Origin of the sequence: Polynucleobacter sp. MG-27-Goln-C1 (assembly GCF_018881905.1) — a bacterium.
Taxonomy (GTDB): domain Bacteria; phylum Pseudomonadota; class Gammaproteobacteria; order Burkholderiales; family Burkholderiaceae; genus Polynucleobacter.
In genome coordinates, this window is record NZ_JACVPM010000001.1 from 409,657 (window position 1) to 430,114 (window position 20,458).

Below are 20,458 nucleotides of genomic sequence, written 5' to 3' on the forward strand. Positions count from 1 at the left end.
TCTAAAAAATTCATCAATTAACTATTACCCCTTGGAGCCCGGGGATTCTAGGGGTAATAGTATTGTAAAGGTGCAGCCCGATAGCTTTGTATGTTCTGCGTCCATGTGATTTTTTGCCCAAAGACGACCCTGATGGGACTCAATTACAGATCGGCAAATATTCAAACCCATGCCCATGCCATCGTTTTTAGTGCTAAAAAAGGGCTCAAACATGCGTTTAATGACGGATTCGGCGATTCCAGAGCCTGCATCCGTCACCTGAATCCGCAACATCGCAGGAAAGGTGCTGGTGTCCAGATCTGCCGCAATCCGAACTGGAGGGGCTGACCAGCGTGAGGAGAGGGGGTAAACCTCTCGCAAGCTATCAAGCGAGTTCTTGAGAAGGTTGACAAGTACCTGCAGTATTAAGACTGGATCAACGTCGACCATTGGGAGATTTTCGGCAAGTTCAGTAGCGATGCTTAGTCGATGGCGATGCGCTTCAATCTCTACGAGGCCAACAGCATCATTAATAATTTCACTGATATTGCATGATTTGCGCTGAGGTTCACTACGTTTTACAAAGCCTTTAATACGCTGAATGATGGTGCCAGCTCTATGTGCTTGGTCGGAGGCTTTTTCCAATGCAGGAAGAATATCTTTCTGCATGACGGGGTCTAAGTGACCTTGCAAGCGTTTTGCTACACCCATGCAATAGTTCGAGATAGCTGCAAGAGGCTGATTTAATTCGTGGGCTAATGAAGAGGCCATTTCACCCATCGTGGTTAGGCGGCTAGTAAATTGCATACGCTCTTCTTGTTGGCGCACTAAATCATCGGCTTCAATACGAATCGTAATATCAGTAGCAATGAGTAATTGCGCTAAATGTCCATCAACCCAGGGTACGAAACGTCTGCGAACTTCGTACCATTTTGAAGCTCCATTTGACTCATCTAGCAACTGAATTTCTTCTGACTCTGTTTCTTGATACAGAGAAGAGGGTGGCGCACCTTCAGCTTGAGCCTGCAAGATATTTTGTTTGACATCGCTGTTAGCCAAATCAAAATGACCTTTAGCGGTATCGCCAAATCGCTCACGATAAAAGCGATTTGCAAAGAGTAATTCCCCAGTCTCGTTGGAGACAACTGATACTGCAGCATCTAGACCTTCTAAAACGGTAACGAAGCGTTCTTGTGAGGCTGCCAATTCTTCACGAATTTTCTTTGGTTCAGAAATATCAATTAATGAAGTTACCCAACCCGTTTGCGCACCCTTTTCATTAATCAAGGGTGAGATGAAGGTGCGAGTTTGAATGATTGAGCCATTGCGATGGAGGATTGAGCCCTCGATGCCAAGCTTCTTATCTTGGCTTAGCACCAGCTTGAGAGCTTGATTCATTTTCTCAGTAAGCTCAGTCTTTTGGCCTTCAGGCCAGAAAGCAAAGGGCGGGCTAAGTCCGATAAGTTCATCTGCTGACCAACCGGTCATCTCGCAAAAGGCGGGATTGACGTAGGTGATCATCTTATTCATATCGTGCGCACGAATTCCTACTGGAGTGGAGTTTTCCATTGCGCTACGAAAGTTAGTTTCTGCTCGGAGATTGGCTTCAGCCTCTTGCCTAACTTGCATTTGCTTGAGTACTGACCATAAGCTCCAAACCACGAATGCACTCAAGCCCAGCACTACGCCAATTAGCATTCTGAAAGTTAGATTGGTGGGTGGTGGATAAGTGTCAATACGCAAACTGAGGTTCGGGCTAAGCACACCTATATCAAGACTAGTTTGATTGCTAAATGCACGCTTGGGTGTATTTTTATCTGATGAAATTGCCAGGACCTTATCGTCATCCGTAATTAGGGTGAATCGATATTGACCTTTGAGTTCCCCTGGGATCATTTCAAGTAAACCCTGGGTTGTATATAAGACGGCAACCATCCCTTTAATTTCATTGCCAGAAATTTGAGGCACCGTTTGCCAAAAAACATTCCGAATTTCTTTTGAGATTAACTCATCGCTTGGGACCTCAAGCGCAATGAACTGACTAAATGCCGGCCTATTAGTAGCAGCACTAAGTTCCAGCGTTTTTTTCAGAGCCTGATTAAGAATTCCTGAATTATTGGCTTTATTAAACCAATCTGTTTTTAAGTTATCTAGTGGAATTTTCCACTGACGCTCATTGACTTCATTAATCCAGACGATTTGCGCAATCTCATGATTGCTTTGCAAGAGATTTTCGGCTTGAATAATGAGATTATCTTTTGACTTCGCAGCATCACTGCCGCTAACGTAGTCACGCCCCATTGATTGAAGTACGTCGGTATTGTTAGCAAATCGCAATTGAATGCGTTGCTTGGCAAATGAGAGCTCTCTAAATAGCGCCGCTTCTTGCTGACTCTTTTCCTGGAGCTGCAGGGTGCCCATAATGACACCCATCACCACGGTAAATAGAACAATTGCTATTAATGGTGTGTAGACAAGCTTAAATCCCCGTATTCGACGGATCCATTTCACAGGCTTAAGTTGCCAGATTGAAAATACGATTTTTTTCATGTAATCCGCTTATTTTGCCTGATGGGCACCTTTCTCTAGGCTATTTGGCTGTATTCATACATCTGATTGCGATGCAACAAAATACCACATAGTGAGAAATATTATCATTATGTGGAAAATTGCTTGTTTACACCCATAGACCTTCCTAGAATGTTGCCTATAGAGTGAATAAATAAGACCGATGTGACTAATGGAGGCAGTTTATGGCAGCAGTTCCAGATCAAATTTTGGGTAGCGCAGGAAAGCAAGATGCGGATCCAGGTGAAACCCAAGAGTGGTTGCAGGCGCTAGATGGCGTTATTCGGAATGAGGGTCCTGAGCGTGCTGCGTATCTTATTGACCAGCAGATTTCTCATGCACGTGTGAATGGAGTTAACCAACCATTCCATGCGGAAACCCCTTACATCAATACGATTCCAGTAGAGCAGCAAGCGCGCCTACCTGGTGATCAAAACGTTGAGCATCGAATTCGATCCTATACACGTTGGAACGCAATGGCGATGGTCCTGCGTGCTAATAAAGATACCAACGTAGGTGGACATATTTCTTCATTCCAGTCTGCAGCTACTTTGTACGACGTTGGCTTTAACCATTTCTGGCATGCGCCATCCCCTGAGCATGGTGGTGACCTGATTTTTGTTCAGGGGCATTCAGCTCCAGGTGTTTATGCTCGCGCCTATATGCTCGGTCGCTTGTCGGACGAGCAATTAAATAACTTCCGTCAAGAAGTTGGCGGCAATGGTATCTCTAGCTATCCACATCCTTGGTTGATGCCGGACTTCTGGCAATTCCCAACGGTGTCTATGGGCCTTGGTCCAATCATGGCTATTTATCAAGCGCGCTTTATGCGTTACATGCAGGACCGCGGATTTATTAAGGCAGAAGGTCGTAAAGTTTGGGCCTTCTTAGGTGATGGCGAAACTGATGAGCCAGAATCACTCGGCGCTATTGGTATGGCTGGCCGTGAAAAGTTAGACAACCTCATTTTTGTTGTGAACTGTAACTTGCAGCGTCTTGATGGTCCTGTGCGCGGTAATGGCAAGATCATTCAGGAGCTGGAGGGTGAGTTCCGTGGTGCCGGTTGGAATGTAATTAAAGTTGTTTGGGGTGGCCATTGGGACGCCTTGTTCGCACGAGACAAAAAAGGCATCTTGATGCAGCGTCTTGGAGAAATTGTAGACGGTCAGTATCAAACCATGAAGGCCAAGAACGGTGCTTATGTTCGTGAAATTGTATTCAATACTCCTGAATTGAAGTCGCTAGTAAGTGACTGGAGTGATGATGAGATTTGGCAACTCAATCGTGGTGGTCATGATCCCCATAAAGTATTTGCTGCTTTCCATTCAGCTGTAAATCACAAGAATCAACCTACAGTTATTTTGGCTCACACCATTAAGGGCTACGGTATGGGTGGTTCGGGTGAGGCAATGAACATTGCCCACCAAGCCAAGAAGATGAATGCGGATGATGTACGTCGTTTCCGCGATCGTTTTGAGATTCCAGTTAAAGATGAGCAACTCGATGAAATGCCTTTAGTGAAATTTGCTGAGGGTAGTGCAGAGCTGGAGTACATGAAAGCTCGTCGCCAAGAGTTGGGCGGCTACTTGCCTCAACGCCGCATGAAAGCAGAGAGCTTGCCAGTTCCTGCTCTAGATGTATTTGCACCATTGTTAGAAGCAACTTCAGAGGGTCGTGAGATCTCTACAACGATGGCTTTTGTTCGCATACTCAATACGATTGTGCGTGACAAGGTTTTGGGTAAGCGTGTAGTTCCAATTGTTCCGGATGAGTCTCGTACCTTTGGTATGGAAGGCATGTTCCGTCAACTAGGCATCTGGAATCAATTGGGTCAGCTTTATACCCCAGAAGATCATGATCAACTGATGTTCTATAAAGAGGACAAGACTGGTCAGATTTTGCAAGAAGGCATTAATGAGGCAGGTGGTATGTGCGACTGGATCGCTGCCGCAACTTCATACTCAACTCATGGCGTGCCGATGTTGCCTTTCTACATCTTCTACTCCATGTTTGGTTTCCAGCGCATTGGCGATCTCTGCTGGGCTGCAGGTGATATGCGCAGCCGCGGTTTCTTATTGGGCGGTACTGCTGGTAGAACCACTCTGAACGGCGAAGGTCTTCAGCATGAAGATGGGCACAGCCAGGTTTGGAGTGCTGCTATTCCAAACTGCATCAGCTATGACCCTTCATTCTCATTTGAAGTTGCCGTGGTAATTCAGGATGGTATGCGTCGCATGTTGGCCGAACAGGAAGATGTCTATTACTACATCACGTTGATGAATGAGAACTACGCTCATCCAGCAATGCCAAAGGGCGCAGAGCAAGACATTATTAAAGGTATGTACAAACTCAAAGCCGTTGGTGATGCCAATGCGAAATTGCGCGTACAACTTTTAGGTTCAGGAACGATTTTCCGTGAAGTCATTGAAGCCGCCGAAATCCTACATAAAGATTGGGGTGTTTCTTCCGATCTGTGGGGCTGCCCTAGCTTTACAGAGTTAGGTCGAGATTGGAATGCAGTTCACCGCAATAATCTTCTCAATCCAACAACTGCACCTGCTTTATCCCATGTAGAGAAGTGCCTTAAAGATACTGCTGGCCCAATTGTTGCTGCTACTGACTATGTGCGACTGTTTGCAGAGCAAATTCGTCCCGCAATTCAGCATATGGGTCGTCGTTTTGAAGTATTGGGCACTGATGGCTTTGGCCGTTCCGATACTCGTGAAAAATTACGTGATTTCTTTGAAGTCGATCGTCGCTGGGTTGTATTAACAGCGCTACGTTCATTAGTGGATGCTGGTCAGCTTGATCGCCAAAAGCTAGCAGAAGCGATTAAGAAATATGAAATCGATATCACTAAACCAAACCCAATGACGGTTTGATAAGAGACAGAGACTATGAGCCAACTAATTGATATTAAAGTCCCGGACATTGGGGATTACAAAGATGTGCCCGTCATCGAGGTATTGGTAAAAGCCGGTGACCGTGTTGAAAAAGAGCAGTCTATCGTTGTGCTTGAATCCGACAAGGCAACTATGGATGTTCCATCATCACACTCCGGCGTGGTGAAAGAGGTCAAAGTTAAAGTGGGTGACTCGATTTCAGAGGGCGCTATTGTTTTGGTGCTTGAAGAAAGTGGCGAGGCGACTGCTCCGGCTGCTGCACAAACTACAGCAGCTCCCGCGGCAGTGAAAACTGAAGTAGCAGCCCCAGCTCCTAAAGTGGAGCCTCCGATCGTGCGTGCACCAGCGCCGCCACCCATTAGCAATACACCAGTGGAAGTAGATCCAACCGCAAGTCACGCCAGTCCATCAGTACGTAAGTTTGCTCGTGAGCTTGGCGTCACCGTTCATCAAGTTAAAGGTTCTGGCCCCAAAGGCAGAATTACTCAGGAAGACGTGCAGGCTTTTGTAAAAGCTGCAATGAGTGGTGGGGCTGGCAGTGCATCCAACACATCTGGCGGAAGCTTGGGTGGATTGAATCTCATCCCTTGGCCTAAAGTGGATTTCTCTAAATTTGGAGAGACGGAGCGTCAGCCACTCAATCGCATTAAGAAATTGACTGCAGCAAACCTAGGACGCAATTGGGTCATGATTCCTGCCGTGACTTATCACGAAGATGCAGACATTACTGATCTTGAGGCATTCAGAGTTCTCACGAATAAAGAGAATGAAAAGCAGGGTCTTAAAATCACCATGTTGGCTTTCTTAATGAAGGCTGCTGTGGCTGCCCTTAAGAAGTTCCCTGAGTTCAATAGCTCTATTGACGGTGATGACTTGGTATTGAAGAAGTATTTCAATATTGCATTTGCCGCAGATACGCCAAATGGTCTGGTTGTACCAGTCATTCGTGATGCGGATAAAAAAGGCATTTTTGAGCTTGCTCGAGAAACCTCGGAATTAGCTGCACTTGCACGAGATGGAAAATTAAAGCCAGATCAAATGCAAGGTGCTAGTTTCACCATTTCCTCTCTAGGCGGCATTGGCGGTACCTATTTCTCTCCTATCGTGAATGCGCCTGAGGTTGCAATCTTGGGTGTAAGCAAGGCCGCCATGAAGCCTGTTTGGGATGGCAAGCAATTTGTCCCACGCTTAATTTGCCCATTGTCATTGAGTGCTGATCATCGTGTAATTGACGGTGCTTTGGCAACACGTTTCAATGTCTATATCGCTCAGCTGATGTCCGACTTCCGTCGCGCAGCGCTATAAGGAAAAGATATGGCTAAGCAAATTATTCTCGTACCAGATATTGGTGATTATTCAGATGTGCCGGTTATTGAAGTACTCATCAAAGTAGGCGATGTCATAGAAAAAGAACAGCCCTTACTCATTCTAGAGTCTGACAAAGCAACAATGGAAGTTCCCGCTGATGTAGCTGGAACCATTCTGAGTATTTCCGTCAAGGCTGGCGATAAGGTTGGCAAGGGAAGTGTGGTTGCTGAAGTTGAAGTTGGGGCTGCAGCTGCACCTCAGGCTGCTATACCTGCAGCAAGCCCATCTCCTGCTCCTGCAGCCGCACCAGCAGCTGCTCCTGTGATGAGCGCTCCTATCGCTGGACAATATAGCGGTAAGGTTGATCACGAGTGCGAAGTGCTGGTCTTAGGTGCTGGCCCAGGCGGTTATAGCGCAGCATTCCGAAGTGCGGATTTGGGTATGAGTACTATTTTGATAGAGCGTTACTCCACTTTGGGCGGCGTGTGCTTAAACGTGGGTTGCATCCCATCAAAAGCCTTGCTTCATACGACCTCCGTGATGGATGAAGTGAAGACAATGTCCAAGCATGGCATTAGTTATGGCGCTCCAAAAATCGAAATAGATCAGCTGCGTGGCTACAAAGATTCTGTCATCGCCAAGTTGACGGGTGGATTAGCTGGCATGGCCAAAGCACGCAAGGTGACCGTTGTTCGTGGCCTTGGTCGTTTCTTGGACGCAAATCACGTTGAGGTTGAGTTGACCAAGGGTGATGGCCAAGATTTAGCTGGTCAAAAAGAAGTGGTGCGTTTTCAGAAGGCAATCATTGCAGCCGGAAGTCAGCCAGTAAAACTTCCGTTCTTGCCAGAGGATCCGCGCATTGTTGACAGTACAGGCGCTTTATTGCTCAAGAGCATTCCAAAGCGTATGTTAGTCATTGGCGGCGGCATTATTGGTTTGGAGATGGCTACTGTCTACAGCACCTTAGGTTCACGTATTGATATTGCTGAAATGATGGATGGCCTGATGGCGGGCGCAGACCGAGATTTAGAAAAGGTTTGGGAGAAATTTAATGCCGGCCGTTTTGAAAAGATCATGCTTAAGACTCGCGCATCAAAAGCTGAAGTTAAAGCCGATGGTATTCAAGTGAGCTTTGAAGGTGAGAATGCTCCATCAGAGCCGCAAACTTACGATTTAGTGTTGGTTGCGGTAGGGCGCACACCTAATGGCAAAAAGATTGATGCATCAGCTGCAGGCGTCATTGTGGATGAGCGTGGTTTTATTTCAGTCGACAATCAAATGCGCACCAATGTAAACAATATCTTTGCAATTGGCGATATTGTTGGTCAACCTATGCTTGCTCACAAAGCAGTGCACGAGGGTCACGTTGCAGCTGAAGTTGCAGCTGGTGAAAAATCCTACTTCGATGCTAAGCAGATTCCATCCGTAGCGTATACCGATCCTGAGGTGGCTTGGGCTGGCTTGACTGAGGAGCAATGTAAAGCCAAAGGTATTGCTTATGAGAAGGGCTTATTTCCTTGGGCTGCAAGCGGCAGGGCGATTGCTAACGGACGTGATGAAGGTTTCACGAAGCTTATTTTTGATGCCACAACGAAGCGCATTATTGGCGGTGGAATCGTAGGTACTCATGCTGGCGATTTAATTGGTGAAGTGTGTCTTGCAATTGAGATGGGTGCTGATGCTGTAGATATCGGTAAAACTATTCATCCTCATCCAACCTTAGGTGAGTCAGTTGGCTTGGCTGCTGAGGCTGCTCTTGGTCACTGCACTGATTTACCGCCCGTCAAAAAGAAGGCGCATTAAACAACGTTTCTTTGCTATTGGTTTGATAAGAAAAAGCCCCGATCTCTCGGGGCTTTTTTATTACTACTGTTGCAACAAGAAAACTGTAGCAACAATGTAAGGATTACTTTTTCTTGCTAGCTTTAGTTGCAGGCTTGTTACCTGTTTTGACGGTCTTTTCAACTGTGCTGGTGGCATTGCTCAAGTTTGTTTGAGCAACTTCAACTGCATGCTTTACTGCTTTTTGGCTTGTTTCAAAAACGTTATTGGCGGAAGCGATAGCTTGTTTAATGGCATGCACGGCAGATTCAGATCCTGCTGGTGCATTCTTTGTCCAATCCTCTACCAAGGCATTCATTTTTGTCTGACCCGCTTCAAGTTCTTTTTCAGCAGACTTTGTAAAACTAGCTTGTGTCTCATGGGCTAATTCATATAGATGGCGACTATAGGCCATGATTTTTTCTGCCATTGGCTGCACTGCTTCCGCTTGATGCGCGAGGAGTTGTTGAATATCTTTTACTTCCAAGGCTTTCTTTGCGCTGCTCATGCTATCGCCCAGGCTTTGCTTGGCAATATGCATATTCAGTTCTACCAACTTCTCAATGCTTTGTAAGGCTTGATTGGTCAGTCCACTCAAAGTCTCTAAATTTGCTTTTTGCGCTGCTGCTATCTGTTCTGGCGTTAAGTTCATTTCAATCCCTTTCTTGTGGACTTTATCTCTTTGCTCACTATGAGCTTTATCTTGAGCTTATCAATTTAATTACGCACCATTTTACAGCAATAATGGTGCGGTGCAACATAATAAGTGGGATGCTTAGAAACGGGATGTGAGGATATAAAAAAGCCTAAAATCAGTGATTACATAAAAAACTCCACATTTTCAATAAGTTATCCATGAAATTGAAGCTAGACAGCTTAATAGCACCGTTATTTGTATTGATCTGGAGTACGGGCTTTGTGATTGCGCGTTTAGCAATGCCATACGTGGAGCCAGCCACTTTCCTATTTTGGCGCTTTGCAGGTGTCTTGATGGCTATGGCTTGTCTTAGTCTGGTGTGGAGAATCAGTTGGCCTAGCTGGTCCCAAATGAAACATATTGCGGTTGCTGGGATGTTGCTACAGTTTGGATACCTATTGGGCGTGTGGTTCGCTGTACGTTTGGGAATGACAGCTGGCCTAGTAGCCATCATCGTCGGCCTACAACCAATTTTGACTGCTTGGTTTGCTGCCTGGGTTTCTGAAAGAGTGACTGGTAGGCAGTGGATTGGCCTGGGCTTTGGTTTTGCTGGTGTGGCTTTAGTGGTGGCGGAAAAAATTGGTTTCGCCCATATTCCGTTGTTTAGCTATGTCCTCGCGTTTGCAGCCTTGCTTTCAATAACGTTTGGCACTCTCTATCAGAAGAAATTCTGCCCAGTATTCGATCTTCGCGCCGGCTCATCTATTCAGTTCGGCGTATCTGCTGTCCTCTGCTTTATTTGCATGTATTACTTTGAATCCGGAATTATGGTTTGGAATGCTTCCGTTGTTGGTGCATTACTCTGGGCAATTTTTCCCTTATCCATTGGATCCATTAGCCTGCTCTTCATGATGATTCGTAAAGGGGCGGCAACCAAGGTAACAAGCCTCTTGTATTTGACGCCGCCAACTACAGCAGTAATGGCGTGGTTCCTATTTGATGAGCCATTCACTTTAATGATGGCAGGGGGCTTATTGCTGACTATGACTGGCGTAGTCTTGGTGAATCGCGGACAAACTAGTACTGTTGCAACGATTGCGGAGTAAGGCTGCACTATAGGCAGGTACTTTTACGGCATATGTAGGCAATAATTGCTGCATAGAAGCAAAAGTTATTTATCATTCGGTATGTTAAAAGTTTTGGAAGGTATTTGGGGATGCATTTGAATCGATTTAGGCTCATCGCTCTAGCTGTATTAATGTCATTTGGCGTAGCCGCTTCTTTTCAGGTAAGTGCAGCCAATAAGGATTCTCAAACAGCGAAGACATCTAAGTCATCAACGAAGGCAACTACCAAAGTAGAGATAAAGAAAGTTGCCAAATCTTCCAAGAAATCCAAAGCCGTTCGCACTACAGTTACACGATCTAGCGACTCAGTTGTAGAGGCTAGACCTTCATTTGCAACCGCATTGGGATTGCGCGGACAGCATGATGACCTCAGCCTCAAGTCCAGTGTGGCAATGGTGGTTAACCAAGATACAAAAGAAGTCTATTTTGAAAAGAATCCTTCTGTAAGTCTGCCGATCGCCTCGATCACGAAGTTAATGACCGCAATGGTCGTCCTCGACTCTAAATTGCCGCTTGATGAAACTATTGTCATTAATGCGGATGACGTTCATATCTACAGAACTTCGCGCCTTGCTGGTGGCACAGTTCTAACGCGAGAAGAAGCCCTATTGTTGGCACTCATGTCCTCCGAGAACCGCGCCGCATATACTCTTGGCCGAAATTATCCAGGCGGCATCCCAGCGTTTGTGGATGCCATGAACCGCAAGGCTAAAGAGATTGGCATGACACACTCTCATTTTGCTGACCCAACTGGCTTATTAAGTGAGAATGTAGCATCTGCAGAAGATCTCACGCGTATGTTGAGCGCTGCTTACCAGTACAAAATGATTCGTGAGTTTTCGACTTGGCCAGATTTAACAATGGTGATTGCGAAACGTCCGCAGAAGTTCTTGAATACCAATCGTCTAGTGCGCGCCGGCGATATGAATATCGGTCTCCAAAAAACGGGCTTTATCAATGCGGCTGGTAAGTGCTTGGTGATGCAAGCCAGAGTAAATAACACGCCTTTGTTACTAGTTTTCTTGGACTCTGTTGGTACGCAGTCACGCTTTGCTGATGCTGTTAGGGTGCGTGATTGGTATGAGCGTATGCCATCGGGCGAGCCTCATGCAATTCGTCGCTTAATGTAAAGAATGACGCTAGCGAACGAAATTCAGTTTTAAGTGTTTTGGTCGTTGACCTTAGGTTTGTAACCCATACCCTTAGAAATCTGCAAAGCCGTATCTTGTAGAAGCTTCAGCCAATCGGCTTGAATGCGATCAGTAGGAGAGCTTAATGAAAGTCCTGCTACTAACTTACCGCTGTCATCATAAATCTCAGCAGCAACGCAGCTCACACCGAGCTCTAATTCTTCGTTATCACGAGCGTGACCCAATTTACGCACTTGATTAAGTTCTGAATCCAATTTTCCTAATTCAGTAATGCTATTTCTGGTGTGTCCAGCTAAACCAGTGCGCGTGACATAGGCTCGAACTTGGCTTGGATCATCGCTCGCCAGAAATAATTTACCAACTGATGTGAGGTGTAGTGGTGCGCGGCCACCAATAGCACGAACTACTTGCATACCAGAGCGCTCGCTATAGGCGCGATCAATGTAAACAATTTCATCGCCTTGGCGAACTGAAAGATTGATGGTCTCGCCAGTAAGCTTGTGTAAAGCCCGCATGGGGGCTTGGGCTGCCTCCCGAACTGAGAGCCGCGCTTTAACTAAATTACCAAGCTCAAGTAATTTAAGTCCAAGACGATAGGTGCCACCATCACCACGCTCTACTAGGCGGCAGGCAACTAGATCATTTAAGATGCGGTGCGCTGTAGAGGGGTGTAAATCTGTCTCCTCAGCAAGGTTTTTAAGGCTACTAGACTCTTCGTGTGTTGCCAGGGCATCAAGCAAGTTCATCATGCGCTCAACTACCTGAATGGCTGTTTTGCCAGCCTCGCCAGGTGCTTTTGCTACTTTTTCAGGTTTGCTTGTTGTCATGCTGTTAATTGTAGCGATTTTTAGCAAAATTGCACAATATGAAACGCCATTTCAATGCCAAAAAGCGTTTTGGGACCTGCTAAGTTACTTTCTTAATGCCGCTGCGCACTCAGCAATCAGTTTTGGGCCACGATAGATTAGGCCGCTATAAATTTGAACTAGGCTGGCACCAGCATCCATTTTTTCTTCTGCATCTTTGCCAGACAGAATGCCACCTACGCCAATAATTGGAATGGTATCGCCTAAATACTGCTTAAGACTCTTGACCACCTCAGTGGATGCCGCGCGAACCGGGGCGCCGGACAAGCCACCAGCTTCTTGACCAAATTCAAGCCCTTGAACTGCATCGCGGGCAATCGTTGTATTTGTTGCGATGATTGCATCAATCTTAAATTCAAGTAAGAGATCAGCGATCAGTTTGATGTCATTTTGATCTAGGTCTGGCGCAATTTTTAAAAAGAGAGGCTTGCGAACACCATATCGATCGCACAGTGCCTCACGCGCTAAATGAAGAGATCCAAGTAAGGCGCGTAACATTTCCTCGCCTTGAAGTGCGCGTAAATTTTGTGTATTTGGGGAGGAGATATTGACGGTGATATACGAAGCAACTTCATATACCGCTTCCATGGCTGTCACATAATCGCTGGCGGCATTCTCGATCGGGGTACTTGCGTTCTTGCCAATATTTAAACCAACGATGCCACCATTTTGCCAATATGCAGAGTTGCGAACACGTTTGACACAGGCATCGACACCATCGTTATTGAAACCCATGCGATTAATGATGGCCTGCGCTTGCGGTAAGCGAAACATGCGTGGCTTTGGATTACCGGGTTGTGGCTTCGGAGTAACTGTGCCGATTTCCAAAAATCCAAAACCCAGCGACCCCAGTGCATCAATATGTTTACCATCTTTATCTAATCCGGCGGCAAGTCCAACTGGATTTGGAAAAGTGATGCCGCATAGGTTACGGGGATCTGAAGCTGGTTGCTCAACTAGGTGGCGCAACAAACCCCAGCGTTGCGCGCGGTCTAGATTGCTGAGGGTCAGGTTGTGCGCTTGCTCTGGGTCTAAAGAAAATAACCAGGGGCGTAGAAGAGGGTAACTATCGATCATGGGTAGATATTATGGCCCAATGATGGGTTGCCAATGATCATCCATTAAACCTTCAATGGGCTGGAACTTGGCCTTATAGGACATTTTTTCACTATTCTCAATGTAGTAGCCGAGATAAAGGTAGGGAAGGCCTAACTCTAGGGCCTGCTGAATTTGCCACAGAATGCTAAAGCTCCCATAGCTGGCAGAGGTGTTGCTGGTATCAAAGAAGGTGTACACAGAGGAGATGCCTTGATCCAAGACATCAATCATGCTCACCATTCGAAGACGTCCTGGATGGGGGTCATTCGGACCATCACGAAATTCAACGATTCTCGAGTTCACTCGACTTTGCAATAGAAACTGCATGTACTGATCTTGGCTATCTTCGCTGCCTTGATCCATATCGCCACCAGAATGACGATTACTTTGGTAAGACTGATAAAGCTGATAGTGCTCCTCTTGGTAACCCAAATTCAGAACACGAATATCTAGTCCCGCATGTTTTTTCCAGGAGCGTTTCTGGCTGCGGTTGGGCGAGAACTGCTTCACGGGGATGCGTGTTGCTGTGCAGGCATTGCATTCATCGCAATAGGGTCGGTATGTATATAGACCGCTACGACGAAAACCCGCATTAACTAGTTCGCTATATAAATCAGCATGTATTAAATGGGACGGTGTTGCGACCTGTGAGCGAGCGGTTTTACCCGGCAGATAGCTGCAAGGGTAGGGAGCTGTTGCGTAGAACTGAAGCTCGGTTAAGGGAAGTTCTTTTAATTGGGTCATAGCCAGTGACGCAAAATCGATTTATCAAATGTCCAAGGAATCTCTATATTAGTTTGCTTTAACGCAATTTGCAGATGAGCCAAAAATTTATCCCGAGATATTGGTGCAGCACCTAGAGAATCCAGGTGAGCAGTTTCTTGCTGACAGTCAATCATTGCAACTTGATGTTGCTCACACCAAGCGGCGAGAGTGGCTAAGGCAACTTTGGAGGCATCCGTTTGATGGCTAAACATGGATTCTCCGAAAACCATACCACCAAATGCAACGCAATAGAGACCGCCAATCAGTAACCCATCTTCCGTTACCGCAATACTGTGGGCGTGACCTTGTTCGTGAAGCTGGGTATAGGCATCCATGATTTCATGGGTAATCCATGTGCCATCTTGATCTTTTCTTCTGGCGGTTGCGCAAGAGCGAACGACTGCTCCAAAATCATCATCCACGCAGATATTTTTTTGCGGGTCCGTTAAAAAGTGTCGAATGGTTTTCTTCAGGGATTCGTGGCACTTAAAGTTCTTAGGCTTTAATACCATTCGGGGGTTGGGCGACCACCATAAGACTGGTTGATTGTCTGAGTACCAAGGGAATATTCCCATTTGATAGGCGCGAGCTAGCTGGCCTGGATAAATTCGCTCACTGACTGCTATTAAGCCAGGGACGCTGGGGTCGGGATCTGCGCAATCAATTGGGTTAGGAAATTCATCCTGAGATCCCAGCCAGTTGATGTTGCTCATGTGCTTGCGACGATCAAATTTTTTCTGTTGGCAGAATATCTCTGCTGCGAACACCAAACTCAATGCCTGAATCAAATACACCTGCAGCGCGATCGGCGAAGAACCACTCTAAGGTTTGTTTCACTGTTGGAAAGGCAATCTCATTCCACGGAATATCTTCCTCACTGAATAGATCAACTTCTAGACTCTCTTCGCCTGCGTAAAAGTCGGGAGAGGTCATGGTGGCTAAATAGAAGAGGTGGACTTGCTCTGCATGTGGCACATTGAGTAGCGAGTAGAGTGGGCCAACTTGAACTATGGCGCCAGCCTCCTCTTGAGTTTCTCGTGCTGCACCAGTACTAGTGCTTTCACCGAGTTCCATAAATCCAGCGGGAAGAGTCCAATAGCCATGGCGAGGCTCTATGGCACGACGACACAATAAAACTTGCTTGCCATGTACGGGAATGCTGCCAACCACGTTACGTGGATTGAAATAATGAATGCTCCCACAAGAATCGCAAACATGACGCTCCCGCGAATCATCCGCAGGAATCTTGATGCTAATAGGCGCTGCGCAGTGCGAGCAAAACTTCATGCGGACTTTCTAAAAATGGGCGGGGATGTGGCCACGTAGTGCATTGCTAAGCATAATCTCTTTTGCATTTTGAACATCGGCAATAGTCAGGTTTGCCTCATGGGCATTCCATTTGGGATCATTCAATATGATTGACCTCATTACCCCTGGTAGCAGTCCCGCTGTGACTGGTGGCGTAAGCCAGCGATCGCCGGACTTAATAAAGATGCTGCTTCTTCCACCCTCGGTAACAAATCCTTGTTCGTTAACAAAAAGAGCGTCAAAGCCACCATGTTCTTCTGCCAATTTCCAGGCCAGGTCATAAATATCTCTACTACTCACTTTATGCATCAGTAAAACATTGCCTGAGTAAAGGGTGGCATTACCGGGGCTAGGAAGAACGTCGCTAGCCCAAAAAATCTTCACTGATTCTGGCAGTGAGCTAATTGGAGAGATTTGGTAACTAGGTTTTCCAGCATGATCCAAATTCAATCGCAAGCGATAGTCGGTATCGCTTGAGATATTTTCGCAAGCACTCTCAATAACCATAGCAACTTCGGTCGAGGAGTAGGGAATGCCAAGCGCTAGAGCTGAATCTGTCAAACGTTCTAAGTGAAGCTGTAGATGTTGGGCTTTGCCTTGGTGAACTAGGATTGTTTCAAATAAACCTAATTCACTAGGGAGCTTGCTTAAGAAGGCTGCTTTAATTTGGCACTCCTCCCACTCTTGCGAAGCTTCAGAATCAATCGTAATGCCGGCGCCGATGCCCAATGTAAATGGTGCCGCATGTGAATCAATATTACGTTCGATTTCAAGCGTGCGGATGGGAACGCTAAATGCAAAGTCACCACTGGGATCTATCCAGCCAAGTGCACCGCAATAGTAGCCGCGATCTTGTGACTCCAATTCTTGGATGATTTGCATGCTGCGTTTCTTGGGTGCTCCAGTTACAGAGCCACAAGGAAATACGGCGTTGAGTACATCACGTAATTCAATTCCTGGTTTCATCTCAGCTTGAACAGTTGATGTCATTTGCAATACATCACCGTACCTGGCAACCTCAAAAAGTTCTGGAACAGTAACGGTTCCCGGTAAGGCTAGGCGGCTTAGATCATTACGCAGCAAATCAACAATCATGACGTTTTCTGCTTGATTCTTTGCATCTGCTGATAAGTGCTCTGCTGAATCACTCAATGCACTGGCGGTGCCTTTCATGGGCATAGCTTTGAGAGTATTGCCTTGCTTCTGAATAAATAATTCGGGCGACTGGGAAAGAATATAGTTCGCGTCACTCTCAATAAATGCGCCAAATCGTCCTGGCTGGCGACTTCTTAATCGTGCATAGAGTGAGAGTGGATCACCATAGGCCTCTCCCGTAATCCGAAAGGTATGATTAATTTGGTAAGTGTCGCCATTACGAATGTACTCTTGGATTGTTTCAATATCGGACTTGAATTGGTCCTCATGAATAGAAAAATGAAGGTTAGCAACGCCTGCAACTTGAGAGTCGGAATCTGGGGTCACAATCCGGCTCTTAATGAAGGCATCAGTATCTTGCTTGCTGAAGCTTTCATAAGATTGAAAGGACCATGCCTGTATTAGCGGGTGACTTTTCTGATCGCCATCGATGGGCCCATCAATTTTATGAATGTATAGACCTAATTCATAAGCAAATGCGGCAACAACATATTCGCCCTGACGCAATGCTTCATTGATATTACGCAGGCATTGATCTACAGCGGAAATCGTCTCTGAATAGCTGGACTGAGGATAGACAGTCCAGCACTGAAGCGCATTTTCATATAGGCGGCTGCTAGGCTGAGCTTGAGTGCTCTGGGCATCATCCAGCAAGATCATGCTATTGATCGTTAGAGCTCAAATAGATCTGTAGAAATTACTTGAGAACAGTAGCTGATTCAATCGTAACTGTCTTACTAGGAACATCTGCCATGCGTCCCATTTTCGGTGCCGGTGCAACCATCGTAGGAATTTTACGGATTGCATCAATGGTTTGCGTTCCAGAAATTACTTTGCCAAATACCGTGTAACCATTACCCATCGCATTTGGATAATTCAAGCCTTCGTTGTCCTTAACGTTAATAAAGAACTGGGCAGTAGCAGAATCAGGATCGGAGGTGCGTGCCATTGCAATGGTGTAGGTGTCATTCTTGAGTCCATTTTGAGCCTCTGAAACAACTGGGGCATTGGTCGGCTTTTGAACCAAGTCTGGAGTAAAGCCACCACCTTGAATCATGAAGCCATCAATTACGCGGTGAAAAATAGTACCGTTATAAAACCCGCTGTTAACGTAGTTCAAAAAGTTGGCAGTGGTTTTTGGTGCTTTTACGGAATCAAGTTCAACAACAAAATTTCCCATGGTAGTTTTGAATTCAACCTTAGGGCCTGCAAAGCATGCCGCACTAGTAATTAGGCTGGTAATCATGAATAGGGAGGCAATGATTTTGCGCATAGTGAAGATCCTTAAAAATCTATTAAAAATGGGATAAATCTTATTGTATTGCTCAAAGGCCGGATGGTAGTTGGCCCGCGTGCCGGTAAGCCGCCTCTTCGAACATCTTGGGTCTGTCTAAATAATCCAAAGCCCAGTCGATGGTATCGACCCCCCAAAAAGCATGGCCATCAATCACTAGGGTTGGCACGCCAAATGCACCATCTGCTTTGGCTTTCTCTGTATTGCTAATTAGTTTTGCTTTTGTTTCAGGTGCATCTGGTTTTGGTGTATCCGCTGCCAAACCAAGGTATTGGCAGAATTCTGCCCAGGATAAATTGGGATCTTTGCCTTCAACCCAAACAAATTCAAATGCGCGCTCAACCATTGTCCATTGAGCGTCTTGCTGAGCTAGAAGTCGCTGCGCAGCCACAGTCAGAAAAGGGTGATGATCCGGAAATCGAAATGGCAAGCCAAGCCTGTCAGCAAGCCACACACAGTATTGGTAGGTGTGAGGGCGCTTTGCTTCTACTTCACCAGGTCCACGATTATCGGTTGCTCGAAAGAGGCCTCCGAGCAAGATCGGGACAGGTTGAATATTGACACGCTGTTCAATGCGATGTCGCTGCTTGATATAGAAATACGAAAAAGGAGAGATGATGTCGTAATAAAAAGTCCCAGCAATTGGGGTTGCACTCTTTAGCTCTTCAATCATTTCTTATTCGATTCCTCATCTAATTTGCGTAAGAAGGCCATCTTCTCAGCAATCTGACTCTCTAGACCTCGATCAACCGGCTCATACCAATGTGGTTCAGTCATTCCCTCTGGAAGATAAGACTCTCCAGCAGCATAAGCATGTGGCTCATCATGTGCATAGCGATATTCCTTGCCATGGCCTAACTCTTTCATGAGTTTGGTCGGGGCATTGCGCAAATGATTGGGTACTGGTTTGCTTTGATCGTTCGCAACATACGCTCTAGCTGCGTTGTAGGCCTTATAGCTCGCATTACTTTTTGCAGCAATAGCAAGATACACAACTGCTTGTCCAAGCGCCAACTCACCCTCAGGCGAGCCTAGTCGCTCAAAAGTTTGTGCAGCATCATTTGCCAGCTGCATTGCTCTTGGATCGGCAAGACCAATATCTTCCCAGGCCATGCGAATAATTCTTCGGGCGAGATAGCGCGGATCTGCACCACCATCTAGCATTCGGCAAAACCAATACAACGCTGCATCGGGATTAGAGCCTCGTACTGATTTATGCAGGGCGGAGATTTGATCGTAAAAATGATCTCCGCCTTTATCAAAGCGGCGGGCCTGAACAGTTAAAGCATTCTCGATGAACTGTTGATCAACATTTGTTATGTTGGAGTCGGGGGTAGTAACTGCATTGCGAACTTGTTCAACTAAATTGAGTAGTCGCCTAGCATCGCCATCTGCATGAGAGATTAGGCTATCAATCGCATCTGCCTCGAAAGCAATTTCAGGCATTGCATACTCACGCGCACGATCAAATAATTGCTTTAACTCTGAAGCACCTAAGGATTTAAGTACATATACCTGTGCTCGCGAGAGCAGTGCTGAGTTGACCTCAAATGATGGATTTTCGGTGGTGGCACCAATAAAGGTAAATAAGCCAGACTCAACATGCGGCAATAAGGCATCTTGCTGACTCTTATTAAAGCGATGGATCTCATCTACAAACAAAATAGTTTGTCTGCCGTATTGAGACATGCTTTGTTGAGCTTGTTCAATAGCCTCGCGTATTTCTTTTACGCCTGCAAGTACAGCCGATATCGCGATAAACTCTCGATCAAAAGCCTTTGCAGAAAGTCTTGCTAGGGTGGTCTTGCCGACGCCTGGCGGACCCCAAAGAATCATTGAGTGAGGCCTGCCTGAAGCAAAGGCTAGATTGAGTGGCTTGCCTGTAGCCAGCAGATGTGTCTGTCCAATGACTTCTTCAACAGTTTTTGGGCGCAAGGCCTCTGCCAATGGAGGCGGAGGCGCTTGATCAAATAGATTGCCCATATCTTTGATTTAGTTCTGTACAAACAAAATTACTAGAGCCGCCCAAATTAAGCAGCTAGCTGAAACCAATGTAAGTCGATTGCGTAAAGTGATAAAAGCCGCGCAAGCCTCTTCACTAGAAAAATAGTATTGATAGGTTTCTTTATCAATATTACGTTGGATCACCAAAGCTGATGCCAGGATTACCAGTCCAACTGGAATATAAATGTGTAACGCAACCCAGGCTACTAATGCTGGTATCACACCCCAAATCCAGGCGTTCCGATCTTCCCAGCGATCCCCCGGAGGCGCTTTACCCAGCGTGTGCAAATTAGCGCCCCAATGTAATGCCCCCATGAAAGCAGTAATCACGGCCCCATAACCAGCTAATGACTCTGCACTTAGGTAATTGAGTGGTGTCGGCGCTAACTGCACCATAAGGGCTAGACCCACAAATGGGATTAGGCCGGCGTAGGCTAATTTACGAACTAGGGGTGGTAATGGGTTCACAAAAAC

At 46.2% G+C, this 20,458-nt stretch carries 17 protein-coding genes; 5 read left to right on the plus strand and 12 right to left on the minus strand.

The window, feature by feature from the left end:
* Window positions 1–24: 24 nt before the first annotated feature.
* On the minus strand, window positions 25–2,529 hold the full coding sequence (locus ICN14_RS02105; RefSeq protein ID WP_216224467.1) for a PAS domain S-box protein: 2,505 nt from the start codon (window positions 2,527–2,529) through the stop codon (window positions 25–27).
* Window positions 2,530–2,732: 203 nt separating this feature from the next.
* Between ICN14_RS02105 and aceE the strand changes: the two genes are divergently transcribed.
* From aceE to lpdA, 3 genes are read left to right on the plus strand one after another with little or no spacing between them, the layout of a single operon-like run.
* Window positions 2,733–5,429 carry a pyruvate dehydrogenase (acetyl-transferring), homodimeric type gene (gene aceE / locus ICN14_RS02110; RefSeq protein WP_216224470.1) on the plus strand — a complete coding sequence of 899 codons (2,697 nt, stop codon included), beginning with the start codon at window positions 2,733–2,735 and terminating at the stop codon, window positions 5,427–5,429.
* 15 nt (window positions 5,430–5,444) lie between these two features.
* Entirely contained in the window at window positions 5,445–6,755 is a 1,311-nt protein-coding gene (gene aceF, locus ICN14_RS02115) for a dihydrolipoyllysine-residue acetyltransferase (RefSeq protein ID WP_216224471.1), read from the plus strand.
* Window positions 6,756–6,764: 9 nt separating this feature from the next.
* Complete coding sequence (gene lpdA / locus ICN14_RS02120) at window positions 6,765–8,561, plus strand: dihydrolipoyl dehydrogenase (RefSeq protein ID WP_216224473.1); 1,797 nt, start codon at window positions 6,765–6,767, stop codon at window positions 8,559–8,561.
* A gap of 103 nt (window positions 8,562–8,664) precedes the next feature.
* On the opposite strand, the gene ICN14_RS02125 is transcribed toward lpdA, so the two are convergent.
* Window positions 8,665–9,231 carry a phasin family protein gene (locus tag ICN14_RS02125; RefSeq protein ID WP_216224475.1) on the minus strand — a complete coding sequence of 189 codons (567 nt, stop codon included), beginning with the start codon at window positions 9,229–9,231 and terminating at the stop codon, window positions 8,665–8,667.
* A gap of 203 nt (window positions 9,232–9,434) precedes the next feature.
* Here ICN14_RS02125 and ICN14_RS02130 point away from each other — a divergent pair, with 203 nt between their 5' ends.
* Both ICN14_RS02130 and ICN14_RS02135 read left to right on the plus strand, forming a co-directional pair.
* Complete coding sequence (locus ICN14_RS02130; protein ID WP_216224477.1) at window positions 9,435–10,322, plus strand: DMT family transporter; 888 nt, start codon at window positions 9,435–9,437, stop codon at window positions 10,320–10,322.
* Window positions 10,323–10,432: 110 nt separating this feature from the next.
* A complete protein-coding gene (locus tag ICN14_RS02135) occupies window positions 10,433–11,473 on the plus strand; it encodes a serine hydrolase (RefSeq protein WP_216224479.1) in 1,041 nt (346 codons plus the stop codon).
* A gap of 29 nt (window positions 11,474–11,502) precedes the next feature.
* On the opposite strand, the gene ICN14_RS02140 is transcribed toward ICN14_RS02135, so the two are convergent.
* The 10 genes from ICN14_RS02140 to ICN14_RS02185 form a co-directional block, all read right to left on the minus strand.
* The gene (locus tag ICN14_RS02140) at window positions 11,503–12,321 is read right to left on the minus strand and encodes an IclR family transcriptional regulator (protein WP_216224480.1); all 819 of its coding nucleotides are present in this window, start codon (window positions 12,319–12,321) and stop codon (window positions 11,503–11,505) included.
* Between the two features lie 84 nt (window positions 12,322–12,405).
* Window positions 12,406–13,437, minus strand: coding sequence for a quinone-dependent dihydroorotate dehydrogenase (locus ICN14_RS02145; protein WP_216224482.1), 1,032 nt, complete (start codon window positions 13,435–13,437; stop codon window positions 12,406–12,408).
* 9 nt (window positions 13,438–13,446) lie between these two features.
* Window positions 13,447–14,202, minus strand: a complete 756-nt coding sequence (locus ICN14_RS02150) for an arginyltransferase (RefSeq protein WP_216224483.1) — start codon at window positions 14,200–14,202, stop codon at window positions 13,447–13,449.
* A complete protein-coding gene (gene aat, locus ICN14_RS02155) occupies window positions 14,199–14,936 on the minus strand; it encodes a leucyl/phenylalanyl-tRNA--protein transferase (protein ID WP_216224484.1) in 738 nt (245 codons plus the stop codon). Before aat ends, ICN14_RS02150 begins: the two co-directional genes overlap by 4 nt.
* A 13-nt stretch (window positions 14,937–14,949) precedes the next feature.
* Window positions 14,950–15,510, minus strand: a complete 561-nt coding sequence (locus ICN14_RS02160) for an NUDIX hydrolase (protein WP_216224485.1) — start codon at window positions 15,508–15,510, stop codon at window positions 14,950–14,952.
* 9 nt (window positions 15,511–15,519) lie between these two features.
* A complete protein-coding gene (locus ICN14_RS02165; protein WP_216224486.1) occupies window positions 15,520–17,346 on the minus strand; it encodes a bifunctional chorismate-binding protein/class IV aminotransferase in 1,827 nt (608 codons plus the stop codon).
* A 37-nt stretch (window positions 17,347–17,383) separates the two neighbouring features.
* Window positions 17,384–17,932, minus strand: a complete 549-nt coding sequence (locus ICN14_RS02170; protein ID WP_255535953.1) for a peptidylprolyl isomerase — start codon at window positions 17,930–17,932, stop codon at window positions 17,384–17,386.
* Between the two features lie 79 nt (window positions 17,933–18,011).
* Window positions 18,012–18,653, minus strand: coding sequence for a 2-hydroxychromene-2-carboxylate isomerase (locus ICN14_RS02175; protein WP_216224487.1), 642 nt, complete (start codon window positions 18,651–18,653; stop codon window positions 18,012–18,014).
* Entirely contained in the window at window positions 18,650–19,963 is a 1,314-nt protein-coding gene (locus tag ICN14_RS02180) for a replication-associated recombination protein A (RefSeq protein ID WP_216224488.1), read from the minus strand. Before ICN14_RS02180 ends, ICN14_RS02175 begins: the two co-directional genes overlap by 4 nt.
* 9 nt (window positions 19,964–19,972) lie before the next feature.
* Window positions 19,973–20,452, minus strand: a complete 480-nt coding sequence (locus ICN14_RS02185) for a DUF3429 family protein (protein ID WP_216224490.1) — start codon at window positions 20,450–20,452, stop codon at window positions 19,973–19,975.
* Between the last annotated feature and the right edge of the window lie 6 nt (window positions 20,453–20,458).